12 protein-coding genes are annotated in these 15,379 nt (G+C 68.5%); 10 read left to right on the top strand and 2 right to left on the bottom strand.

The features are described from left to right. Positions 1–415 precede the first annotated feature (415 nt). The 10 genes from AC5RUH_RS05360 to AC5RUH_RS05405 all read left to right on the top strand — a co-directional run bounded on the left by AC5RUH_RS05360 (position 416) and on the right by AC5RUH_RS05405 (position 11,893). Complete coding sequence (locus AC5RUH_RS05360) at positions 416–1,102, top strand: HD domain-containing protein (protein WP_494128102.1); 687 nt, start codon at positions 416–418, stop codon at positions 1,100–1,102. A gap of 284 nt (positions 1,103–1,386) precedes the next feature. Further along, positions 1,387–2,181 (top strand): IclR family transcriptional regulator, encoded by a 795-nt coding sequence (locus tag AC5RUH_RS05365; RefSeq protein WP_494002246.1) that lies wholly within the window; start codon positions 1,387–1,389, stop codon positions 2,179–2,181. Between the two features lie 321 nt (positions 2,182–2,502). Then, positions 2,503–3,777, top strand: coding sequence for a cytochrome P450 (locus AC5RUH_RS05370; RefSeq protein ID WP_494074244.1), 1,275 nt, complete (start codon positions 2,503–2,505; stop codon positions 3,775–3,777). Positions 3,778–3,781: 4 nt separating this feature from the next. Beyond that, the gene (locus tag AC5RUH_RS05375) at positions 3,782–4,957 is read left to right on the top strand and encodes a PEP/pyruvate-binding domain-containing protein (protein ID WP_494128103.1); all 1,176 of its coding nucleotides are present in this window, start codon (positions 3,782–3,784) and stop codon (positions 4,955–4,957) included. Positions 4,958–5,105: 148 nt separating this feature from the next. After that, complete coding sequence (locus AC5RUH_RS05380; protein ID WP_494074242.1) at positions 5,106–6,974, top strand: PEP-utilizing enzyme; 1,869 nt, start codon at positions 5,106–5,108, stop codon at positions 6,972–6,974. Positions 6,975–7,081: 107 nt separating this feature from the next. Further along, the gene (locus AC5RUH_RS05385; protein WP_494128104.1) at positions 7,082–7,885 is read left to right on the top strand and encodes an SDR family NAD(P)-dependent oxidoreductase; all 804 of its coding nucleotides are present in this window, start codon (positions 7,082–7,084) and stop codon (positions 7,883–7,885) included. Positions 7,886–7,908: 23 nt separating this feature from the next. Next, on the top strand, positions 7,909–8,229 hold the full coding sequence (locus tag AC5RUH_RS05390) for a 2Fe-2S iron-sulfur cluster-binding protein (protein WP_494002250.1): 321 nt from the start codon (positions 7,909–7,911) through the stop codon (positions 8,227–8,229). A 2-nt stretch (positions 8,230–8,231) separates the two neighbouring features. Beyond that, entirely contained in the window at positions 8,232–9,542 is a 1,311-nt protein-coding gene (locus tag AC5RUH_RS05395; RefSeq protein WP_494128105.1) for an NAD(P)/FAD-dependent oxidoreductase, read from the top strand. A 39-nt stretch (positions 9,543–9,581) separates the two neighbouring features. Further along, entirely contained in the window at positions 9,582–10,352 is a 771-nt protein-coding gene (locus tag AC5RUH_RS05400) for an HD domain-containing protein (RefSeq protein ID WP_494013088.1), read from the top strand. Then, entirely contained in the window at positions 10,349–11,893 is a 1,545-nt protein-coding gene (locus AC5RUH_RS05405) for an aldehyde dehydrogenase family protein (protein ID WP_494024369.1), read from the top strand. Before AC5RUH_RS05400 ends, AC5RUH_RS05405 begins: the two co-directional genes overlap by 4 nt. Before the next feature lie 36 nt (positions 11,894–11,929). Here AC5RUH_RS05405 and AC5RUH_RS05410 read toward each other — a convergent pair whose 3' ends face one another. Together AC5RUH_RS05410 and AC5RUH_RS05415 are read right to left on the bottom strand one after the other, a co-directional pair. Then, entirely contained in the window at positions 11,930–12,949 is a 1,020-nt protein-coding gene (locus AC5RUH_RS05410) for a glycosyltransferase family 4 protein (protein WP_494128106.1), read from the bottom strand. Positions 12,950–13,109: 160 nt separating this feature from the next. Then, positions 13,110–15,257, bottom strand: coding sequence for an amylo-alpha-1,6-glucosidase (locus tag AC5RUH_RS05415; RefSeq protein ID WP_494128127.1), 2,148 nt, complete (start codon positions 15,255–15,257; stop codon positions 13,110–13,112). Positions 15,258–15,379 lie beyond the last annotated feature (122 nt).

The following is a 15,379-nucleotide window of genomic DNA, read 5'->3' on the forward strand; positions in this document are numbered from 1 at the left end:
CTGGCCGCGCGCGGGCTCGCGGCCTGACCGGAGGCCGCGCGCGGCCTCGCGGCCTAACTAGCGGCCTCGCGGTGTCAGGGTGCGCAGGATGCCTATCCGCGGCGGCTTGGCAGCGCACATCTGCCCATGTTTAGCCAAAACTTCCCATGTCTTGGCCAACCCACCCACGTCTGACTAGGCAGGATGCTTAAGCATGCGGCTAAACGTGGGAAGTTACGGCGCAAACCCGCCCGTCTGCGACCCGTCCAAGCAGCGCGCAAGTGGCCCGCCCTAGCCTTCCGCCCGCAAGCCGCCCGGCAAGCGAGCCGTCCACACCGCTTAGGCCGCCCGCGCGCCCCATCCACCCGCCCGCCCACCTTCCGTCCAGCGGAACCACCTGGTTGCCCGCCCCGCGATTGCTCGTCATGCTGTGGGCATGACGAAGCTGCTGCCTGCCGCCAACCTGTTCGGCCACGACGTCGCCGCCGCCATCGAGGCCCAGCCGGACGGCGTGGTGCACCTGGCTGCGCACTTGGATCGGATCTGGCAGCAAGCGGCTCCGTTGCTGGCCGTCCGCGACAATGATGCCCACACGCTCTACGCCTATGGCCTGGCCCAGGCCCTGCTGGCCGCCCACCCGGAGGCCGACGCCGGCGTCGTCCTTCCGGCCATCATGCTGCACGACATCGGCTGGTCGCAGGTGCCCCCGGACCAGGTCCTCGCAGCGATCGCCCCCGGCGGCGGCCGGCCCGACCTCGTCTTGCTGCACGAGAAGGAAGGCGCCCGATTGGCGGCCGGGATCCTCGAAGAGGTTAACCATGATCCGGCGCTCATTCCGCGCATCCTGGAGATCATCGACGGGCACGACTCGCGCAAGGAGGCCCTCTCGATTGAGGACGCCATCGTCAAGGATGCAGACAAAACGTGGCGGCTCAGCCCGCACGGCGTCGACACCGTGATGGAGTGGTTCGGGCTGGACCGCGGCCAGGCGCTTCGGCTCTGCAGCCAGCGCGTCCTGGGCCATCTCTTCACCGAGGAGGCCAAGGCCATGGCGCGCGCGCTGTCTGCGCTGGAATCGGTAACGTTGTGGCCGCAGCGCCGGGCGCTGCTGGCCGACGGCTAGACTCGGTTTCGGGCGGGTGCCGCGAGGGCACCGGCTGGGAAGCTCTGCGGCACGGACGACGGCGGTGCCCGGCTTTGCCTGGAAGACGGCGCCCTGCTTCGTCTGAACGACGGCGGTGCCGGGCTTTGCTTGGGCGACGGCGGTGCCGGGCTTTGCTTGGACGACGGCGGTTGCCCGGCTATGCCCGGACGACGACGGTGCCCCACTTTGCGGGGCGACAGGGCGGTGCCGGGCTTCGTCTGAACGAAGGCGGTGCCGAACTCAGCGGAATATGGGAGGCAGCTATGGCCGGCGGTAGCCGAGATCCGGGACGCACGGTCACGTCCCGCGTGCTGGCCATCCTTGAAGCCTTCGAGCAATCCCGCAGCGCGCTGAGCCTGACCCAGATTTCCGAGGGTTCCGGCCTGCCGTTGAGCACCACGCACCGGCTCGTCGCTGAGTTGACGGAATGGGGCTTCCTCTCCCGCGGCGCCAACGGCCGTTACCAACTGGGCATTCGCCTCTGGGAGCTGGCGCAGAATGCCGGCCGGCAACTGCGCGATGCCGCGCGTCCTTTCGTGCAGGACCTGTTCTCCCTCACCGGCGAGACGTCACAGTTGGCGGTCCGGGAAGGCCACGAAGTGCTGTACATCGAGCGTATCTACGGCACCAAGCGCGTGCCCCGCGCTTCGCGGGTCGGTGGCCGGCTGCCGATGCACGCCACCGCCGTCGGGAAAGTCATCCTCGCGTACGAGGAGGAGTGGGTGCGCACCGCCTACCTGAACCGGCAGCTGGAACGTCCCACCGCCCACACGCACATCGTTCCCGGGCGGCTGGCGGAGGAACTGGTCCAGATTCGCGATCAGGGCTACGCCACCACGCTGGAGGAAGTCCGGCTCGGCTCCTGCTCCATCGCCGTGCCCGTTTTCCACACCGGCCGGATCGGAGCCGGGCTGGGGTTGGTGTTGCTGACGTCGCAGGCCGCCACGATGACGCGGCACCTTCCGGCACTGCGCGGTGTCTCAGCACAGATCGAACGCGCCACCGCGCACATCCCGCTGGAGTCTTTGCTGGGAAGCCACATCGCCCGGAAGGCGTGACCGCCCGGCGCACATCCTGGTAATTCCCGGACCGCCGCACCACGCGCTACGGCGCATGCCTGATGAGTCGTTGCCGGGCAGCCATGAGGCGCCCAAGGCCTGGGCGCCCGGCCCAACAGCCCACCCGGGCTTATTGCTGGCCAGTCACATCGCGCCCAAGGGCCGTACGCCGCCGCATGCCACGAGATGCTAAGCACTATTCGTTTCCACTCAGTGGAAGAGCCCCTTAGGCCCCGCGAGTGACGTGGGCAACACTGGAGTCTAATCAGCCCGCTGAAACCGACAACGGCGACGGCGGGAGCAGACCCCAAGGAGTTCCAGATGTCATCTTCGACCGAAACGGCAGCTTGCCCGTTCGGCCACGGTGCCGAGGCCCCCGCAGGACACCACGGCTACGAGCCGTTCCAAATGAAGGACCCGTTCCCGGCCTACGCCGAGCTGCGGAACGAACAGCCCGTCATGTTCGACGAGCGCGTCGGCTACTACGTGGTTTCCCGCTACGACGACATCAAGGCCGTTTTCGAGGACTGGGAGACCTTCTCCAGCGAGAACGCCCAGGCACCGGTGCGCCGGCGCGGCCCGCAGGCCACCAAGATCATGGAAGAGGGCGGCTTCACCGCCTACTCGGGTCTTTCCGCCCGCCGCCCGCCGGAGCACACCCGGATCCGCGCCGTCGCCCAAAAGGCTTTCACCCCACGCCGCTACAAGGCGCTGGAACCGTCCATCCGGCAGAACGTCGTGGACCAACTGGAAGCCATGCTCGCCAACCCGGATCGCCGCGGTGAACTCGTGAAGGACCTGGCCTACACCGTCCCGACTGTCACGATCCTGACGCTGATCGGCGCCGACGTCTCCCAGGTGGACACGTTCAAGCGCTGGTCCGATTCCCGCGCGGCGATGACCTGGGGCGACCTCAGCGACGAGGAGCAGATCCCGCACGCCCACAACCTGGTGGAGTACTGGCAGGAATGCCTGCGCCTGGTCCGTGTCGCCCACGAGGAAGGCGGCGACAACCTGACCGGTGACCTGGTCAAGGCCCAGCAGGACGGGGCGGAGATCAGCGACCACGAAATCGCCTCGATCCTCTACTCCCTGCTGTTTGCGGGACACGAGACCACGACCACCCTGATCGCCAACTCCCTGCGCGTGTTGCTGGCGCGTCCGGACCAGTGGCAGCAGCTGGTGGCGGAGCCCAAAAAGATCCCGGCAGCCATCGACGAGGTGCTGCGCTTCTCCGGATCCATCGTCGGCTGGCGCCGGAAGGCGCTCAAGGACACCGAAGTCGGCGGGGTCAAGATCCCGGAGGGCGGCGAATTGCTGCTACTGATGGGCTCCGCCAACCGCGACGCCGCCCGCTTCGAAGACGGCGAGGAGTTCGACATCTCCCGCGGCAACGCCCGCGAACACCTGTCCTTCGGCTTCGGCATCCACTACTGCCTGGGCAACATGCTCGCCAAGCTGCAGGCCAAGATCGCCCTGGAAGAGGTGGCGCGGCTGGCACCGAACCTGAAGCTGGAGAACCCCGGGAACATCGAGTTCCGCGAGAACATCTCCTTCCGTGTCCCCGAAACCGTCCCCGTCAGCTGGGAGGCCTAAGCCCATGCGCAGCAACGAATTCATCCAGTTTTTCGACGGCGGCATCGAGCCCCGGCTCGAACACCTCGGCGGCAAGGGCGCCTCGCTGGTCACCATGACCTCTGCGGGCATGCCGGTGCCCCCGGGATTCGTCGTCACCACCGCCCAGTTTGACCGGTTCATGCAGGAAGCCGGGATCACCGAGCACATCAACCAACTGCTGGCCGGCCTGGACCCGGAAGACATCGCCCAGGTGGACGCGGTATCCGCCTCCATCCGCGAAGACATCTGCTCCCGCCCGGTACCGGCCGACATGCGCGCCCAGACCGTCGAGGCCTATGACGCCCTGATGTCCCGCTTTGACGCGCCGGTCCCGGTGGCGGTGCGTTCCTCCGCCACCGCCGAGGACCTGCCGGATGCCTCCTTCGCCGGACAGCAGGACACCTACCTCTGGCTGGAAGGCTTTGCCGCCGTCGGCGAACACATCCGCAGCTGCTGGGCATCGCTCTACACCTCGCGCGCCATCATCTACCGGCTGAAAAACAACATCCCGGACCAGGGCCTGTCGATGGCCGTCGTGGTGCAGAAGATGGTCAACGCCAGGGTCTCCGGCGTCGCCATGACCCTGGACCCGGCCAACGGCGACCGCTCCAAGATCACCATCGACGCGTCCTACGGCGTCGGCGAAATGGTGGTCTCGGGGCAGGTCACGCCGGACAACATCGTGCTGGACAAGGTCACGCTGGCCCCGGTCGCCGAACACCTGGGCGACAAGCACGCCGAACTGATCCCCGACGCAGCCGCGCGCACCCTGGTGGAGCGGGAGGTCGACGCCGAACGGCGGGCCCGACGCAGCCTGACCGACGACGAACTGCTCGCGGTGGCGCGGATGGCCAAGCGGGCGGAGAAACACTACAAGTGCCCGCAGGACATCGAGTGGGCGCTGGACAGGGACCTGCCCGACGGCGAAAACCTGCTGCTGCTGCAGTCGCGGCCGGAAACCGTGCACTCCTCCAAGAAGCCGGTCGCGGCGTCGTCCGCGGTATCGGGGGGCGGCGGATACGCCGCGGCCCTGGGTGCTGCGCCCGCGACGGCGGCGCCCGCCGGAGCCGGGAACGCAGGAGCCGGGAACGCAGGCACCGCCACCGGCGGCTTCAGCCTGGGCAGCATCACCGCCTCACTGCTGAAGCCCTCCGCCTGACCATTGCCCTGAACTGTTCCGCCTGTTCCACCGCAAGGCAGCAAGGCTCCAACAGCCCCACCGCAAGGAAGCAAGGCAACAAGGTTCCACCGTTCCACCGAACCGCCCACCGAAGGCTCAATGCAGAGCCGCCACCGAAAGGACCGCCATGTCTATGAAGTCCTTCCCGAAGCCCTCCGAACTGCCGGTGCCCGCCGGCGCCGAGGGCTGGGAGAAGATTTACCCGTATTACCTGGTGTTCCAGGACAAGCTCAAGGAACAGGAAGACGCCAAGTTCTGGTTCTGCGACAGCCAGCACTGGCCCACCGTCTACAAGCCGTTCGAGACCATCGGCGGCGAGTTCGCGGTCAAGTGCCTGGGCCAGTACAACGCCCGCCACCTGATGATCCCCAACGCCAACGGCATCGAGTTCCGGGTGCACCTGGGCTACCTGTACATGTCGCCGATCCCGGTGCCGGAGGACCAGATCGCCGCCCGGGTCCCGCATTTCGAGCAGCGCGTGGGCCACTACTTCCAAAACTGGGAGGAACTGCTCAAGCAGTGGCACGTGAAGGTCCGCGGCACTATCGACGAAATGGAAACCATCTCGTTCAAAAAGCTGCCGGACATGGTCCCGATGGAAGACATCACCACGGGCAAGGCCAAGGACGGCTCCGAGGTGCTGCTGGAGAACTACGACCGGCTGATCCAGCTGGCCTACCAGAACTGGCAGTACCACTTCGAGTTCCTGAACCTGGGCTACATCGCCTACCTGGACTTCTTCAACTTCTGCAAGGAAGTCTTCCCGAACATCCCCGACCAGTCGATCGCCACCATGGTGCAGGGCGTGGACATGGAACTCTTCCGCCCGGACGATGAGCTCAAGCACCTCGCCAAGCTGGCCGTGGAGCTGGGCCTGCAGTCCGCCTTCGGCAACACGGACGACGTCGATGCCACCTTGGCCGCGATCCGCGCCTCCGAGGGCGGCGACCGCTGGATCGCCCGCTATGAGGAAGCCAAGGACCCGTGGTTCAACTTCACCGTGGGCAACGGCTTTTATGGGCACGACAAGTACTGGAACGAACACCAGGAAATCCCGCTGGGCTACATCGCTGACTACATCCGCCGGCTGGACGAAGGCCAGCACATCATGCGCCCGGTCGAGGAGCTGGTGGCGGAGAAGGAACGGATCGTGGAGGAATACCGCGAACTGCTCGACGGCGAGACCCTGGCCGCGTTCGACGCCAAGCGCCAGCTGGCCGCCACCGCCTACCCGTACGTGGAAAACCACAACTTCTACATCGAGCACTGGACCATGGGCGTCTTCTGGCGCAAAATCCGCGAGCTTTCGCGGATGCTGCACGCCGAGGGCTTCTGGACCGAACCGGACGACCTGCTCTACCTGAACCGCAACGAGGTCCGCGACGCGCTCTTCGACCTGGTCACCGGCTGGGGCGTGGGCGCCGAACCGATCGGCCCCACCTACTGGCCGGAGGAAATCGAGCGCCGCCGCAAGATCGTGGACGCGCTGAAGACCGCGCGGCCGGCACCGGCACTCAACACCCCGCCGGCCTCGATCACCGAACCCTTCACCCGGATGCTCTGGGGCATCACCACCGAACAGGTCCAGCAGTGGCTGGGCGAGGGCGAAGAGGTGGAAGGCGGCGGACTGCGCGGCATGGCTGCGTCCCCCGGCGTCGTCGAGGGGTACGCGCGGGTGGTCCACGACTCCGACCAGCTCTCCGAAGTGCAGCAGGATGAAATCCTGGTGGCCACCGTGACCGCGCCGAGCTGGGGGCCGATCTTCGGCAAGATCAAGGCCACCGTTACGGACATCGGCGGCATGATGAGCCACGCCGCGATTGTCTGTCGCGAGTACGGACTGCCGGCGGTGACCGGCACCGGCTCGGCCTCCACCACCATCAAGACCGGCCAGCGGCTGCGGGTGGACGGGACCAAGGGCACCGTGCAGATCCTGGACGTTGAGGAAGCCGCCGAACCGGCCGTCGCCGGGCCGGGAGCACACAGCCACACCTGAGTTTCCGGCAGCACTGCAGCCGACTCAAGCACACCAAGTGCCGGGCCGGGAAAAGCCCGCACCCCCAGCGGGTCCCGGCCCGGCACACCGAACATGAAAGCGTGACGATGACACAGCCTCCCCCCGACGCCACGGCCGGCCAAGGCTTCCCGAACCCCGACCAGGGGCCCGGCACCCGGACCGTGCTGGTCACCGGAGCCGCCGGAGGGCTGGGCCGCGCCTTCGCCCTGGGCTTCGCGGCCCGCGGGTACCGGGTGGCAGCGGCCGACACCAACCTGGCCGGTGCCGAAAAGACTGCCGCACTGGTCCGCGAAACCGGTGCGGAGGCCGAGGCCTTCGAAGCCGACGTCACCGACGTGGCCTCCACCGAGGCCCTCGCCCGGCGGTGCGCCGACTTCGGGCAGGGGAGCATCGACGTCGTCCTTAACAACGCCGCCATCTATGCCACGGTGACCCGCACCCCGTTCGAGGAGATCGACCCGGCCGAATGGGACCTGGTCATGAACGTGAACCTCAAGGGCCCCTGGCTGGTGACCCGAGCCGCCAGCCCCTACCTGCCCGACGGCGCCCGCGTCATCAACCTTTCCTCCGCCACCATCTACTCCGGCTCGGAGCAGTGGCTGCACTACGTGGCCTCGAAGGGCGGCGTGGTGTCGATGACCCGGGTGCTGGCCAAGGAACTGGGCCGGCGCAACATCACCGTCAACGCCATCGCGCCGGGCTTCACGCTCACCGAGGCCAGCTACGGGCTGATGGAGAACGCCGAGAACTACGGCGTGGACCGCGGCGCGCTCAAACGCGCCAGCCAGCCCGAGGACATCGTGGGCGCGGCGCTCTTCCTGGCCGGGCCGGACAGTTCCTACATCACCGGACAAACCATGGTGGTCGACGGCGGCCGCCAGTTCATCTGAACCACTGCAACCCAAGGAGAACCATGCCTACGGTACATTTCACCGACGCTGAAGGCGCCGTCCGCGACGTCGAAGGCAACCCCGGCGACTCGGTCATGGAAACCGCGGTGCGCAACGGCGTGCCGGGCATCGTCGCCGAATGCGGCGGCTCGCTGTCCTGCGCCACCTGCCACGTCTTCGTCCGCGAGGACACCATGGACCAGCTTCCGGAGATGGAAGACATGGAAGACGAAATGCTCTACGGAACGGCGGTGGACCGCCAGGAAAATTCCCGCCTGTCCTGCCAGCTCAAGCTCGCCGAGGGCCAGGACGTGTACGTCACCACCCCGGAAACGCAGATCTGATCATGGAAACCACCACCACCACGACGTCGGCGGCCCCCGCCCGGGCGGCGGACGGTGCCGTGCAAACCGGGCTGCTGATCATCGGCGCGAGCCAGTCGGGAGTCCAGCTGGCCGTTTCGCTGCGGGCGCTCGGCTTCACGGAGCACATCACGCTGCTGGGCGAGGAAAACCACCGGCCCTACCAGCGCCCGGCCCTGTCCAAGGAGTTCCTGCAGGGCACGGTGGAGAGCGAATCGCTGATCTTCCGGTCGAACCAGTACTGGGCGGACCACAACGTGGCCCTGGTCAAGGGCGAGCGGATTGAGCGGATCGAGAAGGAAGCGGACGGCTCCGGGGTGGCGCACGCGGTCTCCGGGGCGCAGTTCCCGTTCCGCCGGCTGGCCCTGACCGTGGGCGCCCGGGCCCGCAAGCTCCAGGTGCCCGGTGCGGATCTGGACGGCGTGGTCTACCTGCGCAACGCCGACGACGCCCTGGCGCTAAAGGCCCAATTGGAGGGCGTGCGGGACGCGGTGGTGATCGGCGGCGGCTTCATCGGACTGGAGGCTGCATCCAGCCTGCACAAGATGGGCAAGAACGTCACCGTGCTTGAGTACGGGCCGCGGCTGATCGGCCGGGCCGTGGGCGAAGAAACCAGCGACTACTTCCTGACCGCGCACCGTGAACGCGGCCTCGACATCCGGCTGAACTCCCGCATCCGGGAACTGGTGCCGGCGGACGGCGGGGGCAGGGTGGGCGGCGTCGGACTCGAAGACGGCACCGTCGTCGCCGCCCAGCTGGTGCTGGTCGGCATCGGAGTCGTGCCCAACACCGAGCTGGCCGAGCAGTTGGGCCTGGAGGTGGACAACGGCATCGTGGTGGACCGGCACGCGCTGGCCTCCGACGGAACCACGGTGGCGGTGGGCGACGTGGCTAACATGCCCAATCCGCTGCCCGGCTCCCCGGAGGGCGAGCGGATCCGGCTGGAAAGCGTGAACAACGCGATCGAACACGCCAAGGTCGCCGCCTATTCGCTGATGGGCCGGCGGGAGGACTACGCCGGGATCCCGTGGTTCTGGTCGAACCAGGCGGACCTGAAGCTGCAGATCGCCGGCCTGACGCTGGGCTACGACCGGACCGTTGTCCGCCGCGACGACGAGCGTGGCAAGTTCTCCGTCCTCTACTACCGCGACGGCCGGATCATCGCCGCCGACTGCGTGAACGCCCCGCTGGACTTCATGGCGGTCAAGAACGCCCTGGCCAAGGGCCAGAACATTCCCGCGGACGCGGCAGCCGACCCCGCCGTCGTCCTCAAGACCATTGCGACGGACGACTGACTGCCCGCCGTGCGGCTGCACGACAAGGAGACCCACCCCATGAGCACCCCCGAGACACAGACCCCGGAGGCCAAGGGCCAAACCCCGGCATGGGCTGCCGGCGGCCAGCCAGACCCCGCCGAGGATCCGCGCGCCGCCGCCTTCGCGGCCGCCCACCCCGTGCGGCCGCTGCCGGCCACGGGCGACATCGACACCACGCCCATCGCCACCACCCCGGCGGCCGCCGCCGACCTGGACCCGATCTGGCAGGCCGTGGTGCCGGAGACACGCACCCGCGCCAACGACATCCACCTGCCGATTTCGCTGGCCTTCGCCGAGCGGCTGTGCCGGGCGTACCCGCAAGCCGACGCGGAACTGGTCCGGGTAGCCGTCCTGCTGCACGACACCGGCTGGGCGCACGTGGACGAGGAACGGATCCTCTCCGAGGGGTTCACCGGCGACTGGCGCAAGGCGGCCATCCGCTTCGAGCACGAGGCCGAGGGCTGCAAGGTGGCACGCACGGTGCTGCCCGGCCTCGGGTATTCGGAGGAGTTCGTCGACCGCGTCTGCGAGATCATCGACGGCCATGACACCCGCCATGTGCCGTACTCGCTGGAGGACGCCCTGGTCCGGGACGCCGACCGGCTGTGGCGGTTCGACCACGCCGGCATCGCGGTGGCCGCCTCCTGGTTCGGCATGACGCCGGCCGTCTACACCGACCGGCTCGGCGCCGAAATCATTCCGGAACTGATCACCGAGGCCGCCCTTGCCATGGGAACGGCCGACCTGGAACGTTCCAGGGCCCTGCTGAAGACAGGAGTCATCCGATGACCACCACCCCCGGCACCACCACCCCTGCACCTGGGGGAGCGCCGGCGTCGTCCGCCCCGCCCGCCCTCGCCGCGCGCGCAGCGTTGCACCTGCCCTACACCCACGTCGACGACGTCTTCATCGACGGCGCCTGGGTTCCCGCCCGCGGCACCGGGCGCAATCCGGTGACCGACCCGGCCACCGGCGACGTCTGGGGGTCGGTGCCGGACGGTACCCCCGAAGACGTGGACGCCGCCGTGGCCGCGGCGCGGCGGGCCTTCGACTCCGGCCCGTGGCCGACGCTGGCGCCGTCCGAACGCGCGGCGTATTTGCTGCGGATTGCGGACGAAGTCGAGAAACGGTCCGAGGAGCTCTCGCTGACCAACACCCGCGAAAACGGTTCGCCGGTCTCCGAGTCGTCCCGGGCCGCCGGCAATGCCGCAGGAATCTTCCGATACTTCGCCACCCTGGCCGGCTATCTCGAACACGAAGACGTGCGCCCGTTCCCGCACGGCGGCGGCGAATCCGTGGTGCGCCGGGATCCGGTGGGGGTGTGCGGGCTGATCGCGCCGTGGAACTTCCCGATCAACCTCATGGTGATCAAGCTGGCGCCGGCGCTGCTGGCCGGCTGCACCGTGGTGATGAAACCGGCCTCGCCCACGCCGCTGTCCTTCCGCCTCATCGTCGACGCCGTGGCCGCCGCCGGAGTGCCGGCCGGCGTGGTCAATCTGGTCACCGGGTCGGGCAGGCTCGGCGACACCCTGGTCAAGCATCCCGGCGTGGACAAGGTCGCCTTCACCGGTTCCACCCCGGTGGGACGCAAAATCGCCGCCGCCTGCGGCGAGCTGCTGCGCCCCGTCACGCTGGAACTCGGCGGCAAGTCCAGCGCGGTGGTGCTCGAGGACGCCGACCTGGACGAGATGTCGAAGGTGCTGATCCGCTCCAGCATGCGCAACACGGGCCAGACCTGCTACATCTCCAGCCGCATCCTCGCCCCGGCCGCGCGCTATGACGAGGTGGTGGACATGGTGACGGCGACTATCGCCGCCGGGGTCCAGGGCGACCCGCTGGACCCGGCCACCGACTTCGGCCCGTCGGCCACCGAGTCGCAGTACCGGACAGTGCTCGACCATCTGGAGGCGGCCAGGGCCGAGGGGGCCCGGGCCACCACCGGCGGGCGGGCCGCGCGGCTCGGCGGCGGGCTCGAGGGCGGATACTTCGTGGAGCCCACGGTGTTCGCCGACGTGACACCGGATATGCGCATCGCCCGCGAGGAGGTCTTCGGGCCGGCCCTGGCCGTGTTGAAATACACGGACCTGGACGAAGCCGTGGCGCTGGCGAACAACACCGGGTTCGGGCTGGGCGGACTCGTGTTCGGCCAGGACCAGGACGCGGCGCTCGCCGTGGCCGATCGCATGGACACCGGCTCGGTGGGCATCAATTTCTTCGCTTCCAACCACTCGGCCCCGTTCGGCGGCAGGCACGACTCGGGCCTCGGCACCGAGTACGGGATAGAAGGACTCAACGCCTACGTCAGCTACAAGTCCATCCACCGTCGCTAGCCCTGGGCGGCCGTCGCCTGGCCCGTCCCGCCGTCGTTAGGTTTGTCCGGCCAGCAGCCGGGCGTAGAGGTTCAGGTGGTCAGCCGTCATGCGTGCCGCGCTGAAGCGATCCTCGGCGGCCGCCCGGCAGGCGCGGCGGTCCAGCGCGGCGGCCTGGGGCAGGAACCTGGCCAGTTCCCGATGGTCCTCGGCCAGATGCCCGGTGGCGCCGGGCTCGACGATTTCCCGGGCGGCTCCCCGCGGCGTGGCGACCACGGGGGTCCCGGCGGCCAAAGCCTCGATCATGACGAGGCCGAAAGGCTCGGCCCACTGGAGCGGGTTCAACAGGGCGACCGCCTCGCCCAGCAACCGGTATTTGTCGCCGCCGGCGACTTCGCCGAGGAACTCCTCATCCGGCCCGAGCATGGGTTCGATGACGTCGTGGAAGTACCGCAGTTCCTCGGGCTCGCGCATCTTGGCGGCGATCTTCAACGGCATCCCCGCCATGCGGGAAATCCCGATGGCCTCGGCCACTCCCTTGTCCGGACACATCCGGCCCAGGAAACAGGCGTACCCGCCCCCGCCCGCGCCCACCGGGATGGCGGCGGTATCGATCCCGTGGTGAATGACGGCGGAGACGTCGAGGCCGGTACCGGCCACCTGCTGGTGAGAGATGGCGACGAGGGCGACGTGTCGTTCCGCGGCGCGGTAGATACCGGTCAGCTGCGCGGTCAGCCCGGTGTGGATCGTCATGACCCCCGGCACCGAACCCGGCCGGTCCCGGTAGAACGGCCCCGTCAGGGTGTGGTCGTGGATCAGGTCGACGCCGTGGAGCCCCTCGTAGGCGCGGATGATGTGGTGGAGCTCCGACCAGTTGGTCCCGATGGCCTCCGGATCGGACGGCTGCGTGCCCGGCACCAGGGGAACGGGGCATGTGCTGTCGGCGGCGGCGGCCAGCACCACGTCGTGTCCTGCGTCCACGAAGCCGCGGGCGAGGTTGTCAACGACCTCTTCGATACCGCCGTAGCCGCCCGGCGGAACCGGAAACCACGGTGGGGCGATCAGCCCGATACGCATCGTCGGCCTTTTCTCCCGGAGGGGCTCCAGCGTACGACAGCGCAGCCGGGGTTGGCGAGGCGCGCAGGTTCGACGCCTGTGGTCCGGCGGAGCGGCGGCCGGTCACCGGCGGCGGGCGGCGTGGGCCGCAAGGGTCGGCCAAGCAGGGCATCGAGGCGGCTCATCTGTCCCCGGCGGAGCTTTCAGACCCTTCCGTTTCCCGGCCGCTGAGCACCAGCAGCTCCGCCAGCGGCGACCGCGCGCCGTGACGCACCCTCACCTCGGGAGCCAGGCCCTCCACCGTAAAAGTTTTCCCGGTGGCGGCCAGGGACACCCGGGATTTCCCGAGCAGCAGGTTGTCCGCGCGGAACGAGCCGAAGTCTGCCGGAATCTCAGGAGCGAGCCACAGCTCATCCGCCGGGAGATAAGGATCCAGGCGCAGGAGCATGCGCATCAGATGGACCGGCGAGGCGGCGGCCCAGGCTTGCGGCGAGCAGGACGTGGGGTAGGGCACGGGCACGTCGTATTCGCTCCGGTCGAAACCGCAGAACAGTTCGGGCAACCGTCCGTCGAAGTGAACGGCGGCATCAAAGAGCCCTCCCGCCACCCTCCGGGCCTCCTCGACAAACCCGTAGCGCATCAACCCGCTGGCGACCAAGGTGCTGTCATGGGGCCACACGGAGCCGTTGTGGTAGCTGACCGGGTTGTAGGCGCCCATGTCCGATGCCAGCGTCCGGATCCCCCAGCCCGTGAACATCTCGGGGGACATGAGCCGGGCGGCCACTTGCGGTGCCTTGTCGTCATCGACGATGCCCGACCACAGACAATGCCCCATGTTGGAAGTGCAGGCGTCCACCGGCCGCTTTTTTCCGTCCAGGGCCACGGCGTAGTACCCCAGGTCGGGAAGCCAGAAGCGCTCGTTGAACTCCTCCTTCAGCCTTGCCGCGCGGCGCCCCCACTCGGCGGCAAGGTCCTGATCACCGGCCGCGGCGGCCAGCAGGCCGCGGCCGATGTAGGCGCTGTAGACATACCCCTGAACCTCGCACAGGGCGATCGGCGGCTCTGCCAGCCGCCCGTCGGCGAAGTTAATGCCGTCCCAGGAATCTTTCCAGCCCTGGTTGAGCAGGCCGTGGGGAACAGCCCGGTTGTACTCCACAAAGCCGTCACCGTCCCGATCCCCGAAGTTTCGGATCCAGTCCAGCGCACGGTCCGCGTGCGGCAGCAGCGACTGCAGGACGTCCCGCTCCATGCCCCAGCGGTTCAACTCCGACATCAGGACGACGAAGAGGGGAGTCGCGTCCGCCGTCCCGTAGTACGCCGCGTGGTCGCCCAAAACTACTCCGGCCGCCACTCCCAGGCGCACCTCGTGGAGAATCCGGCCGGGCTCCTCCTCTGTATCGGGATTGAATGCGGTGCCCTGCCGGGCGGCGAGCGTCTGCAGCGTCCCGCGTGCCAGCGAGGGGTCCACGGGCAACGCCATGTAGGCGGACAGGAGCGAGTCCCGGCCAAAGAGCGCCATGAACCAGGGGGCACCGGCGGCAACCACGGCGCGTCCCGGATGGGCGGGGTCGAAGATCCGCAGCGCACCGAGGTCCTCGTGGCTTCGCCGCAGCACCGCTTCAATGTCGGTGTTGGCAATGTCCAGCTGCGGCGTTGATTCCCCCCAGGCCCGGTGGCGGCGTGCCGCTTCCAAGTCGGCGACGGAGCCGGTGGCGACGAACGGCTCGGCGGGCCGGTCCTGTTCCACCAGCGGAGTGACGATGACGCTCGTGGTCCACTTCCCGCGCGCCGGAATGATTGCCTCGAAGTGAAGGACGTCCTCGTTCACCGCTGCGCCGCGCCCGTGCACGAGGATGCCGCGCCGGCGGCCGCGGCGTACTACTTCGAGCTGGAGTTCATCACCGTGGGCCTGCCGGACCAGCTGGACCGCAGGCGCCGCCCGCCCGCCTTTCACGTCAAAGAGGTCGGCAAAGTCGGCTTCCACCCGCAACTCCAGGACGCACTCCGCCGGCAGGGCCGAGTGATTGGTCACCACCAGGTCCTCGCGCAGGCCGGCCCCGACGAGGCGTTCGCGTTCGACCACCAACTGGGAGTCGGCCAGGCCGTCCGCTCGGCGGGCCCGCCCGACGAAGAGCGCACGGTACGGCTCCAACACGCGGGACAACAGGGGTTCGAGGGGAAGCCCGTTGACGGTCAGGCACCAGCCGGACAAGATCCGGGTGTCCTGGTAGAAGGCGCCCTGCGTCAGGCCGGGAAACATGTCGCCTCCCGCCGAGGAAATGCAGAAGGACGAACCCTCCACCACCGTCACCGCTCCGCCGGCGCTCATCGGCCCGGCCGCGGTATCGGCATTCCAGCCGCCGTCGGACTGCGCCTGCCCCGGCGCGGCGCCTTCTTGTTGAGCGGATGCAGGGGCGATCGATTGCTTTTCCACAGTTGACTCTCTTGAAC

This window comes from Arthrobacter sp. Y3223166 (genome assembly GCF_059090935.1).

Excerpts from the sequence above, each read along its gene's own strand:
- AC5RUH_RS05395 (WP_494128105.1), top strand. The coding sequence starts at position 8,232 with ATGGAAACCACCACCACCACGACGTCGGCGGCCCCCGCCCGGGCGGCG.
- AC5RUH_RS05375 (WP_494128103.1), top strand. The coding sequence starts at position 3,782 with ATGCGCAGCAACGAATTCATCCAGTTTTTCGACGGCGGCATCGAGCCC.
- AC5RUH_RS05390 (WP_494002250.1), top strand. The coding sequence starts at position 7,909 with ATGCCTACGGTACATTTCACCGACGCTGAAGGCGCCGTCCGCGACGTC.
- AC5RUH_RS05380 (WP_494074242.1), top strand. The coding sequence starts at position 5,106 with ATGTCTATGAAGTCCTTCCCGAAGCCCTCCGAACTGCCGGTGCCCGCC.
- AC5RUH_RS05370 (WP_494074244.1), top strand. The coding sequence starts at position 2,503 with ATGTCATCTTCGACCGAAACGGCAGCTTGCCCGTTCGGCCACGGTGCC.
- AC5RUH_RS05385 (WP_494128104.1), top strand. The coding sequence starts at position 7,082 with ATGACACAGCCTCCCCCCGACGCCACGGCCGGCCAAGGCTTCCCGAAC.
- AC5RUH_RS05405 (WP_494024369.1), top strand. The coding sequence starts at position 10,349 with ATGACCACCACCCCCGGCACCACCACCCCTGCACCTGGGGGAGCGCCG.
- AC5RUH_RS05415 (WP_494128127.1), bottom strand. The coding sequence starts at position 15,257 with ATGAGCGCCGGCGGAGCGGTGACGGTGGTGGAGGGTTCGTCCTTCTGC.
- AC5RUH_RS05410 (WP_494128106.1), bottom strand. The coding sequence starts at position 12,949 with ATGCGTATCGGGCTGATCGCCCCACCGTGGTTTCCGGTTCCGCCGGGC.
- AC5RUH_RS05365 (WP_494002246.1), top strand. The coding sequence starts at position 1,387 with ATGGCCGGCGGTAGCCGAGATCCGGGACGCACGGTCACGTCCCGCGTG.
- AC5RUH_RS05400 (WP_494013088.1), top strand. The coding sequence starts at position 9,582 with ATGAGCACCCCCGAGACACAGACCCCGGAGGCCAAGGGCCAAACCCCG.
- AC5RUH_RS05360 (WP_494128102.1), top strand. The coding sequence starts at position 416 with ATGACGAAGCTGCTGCCTGCCGCCAACCTGTTCGGCCACGACGTCGCC.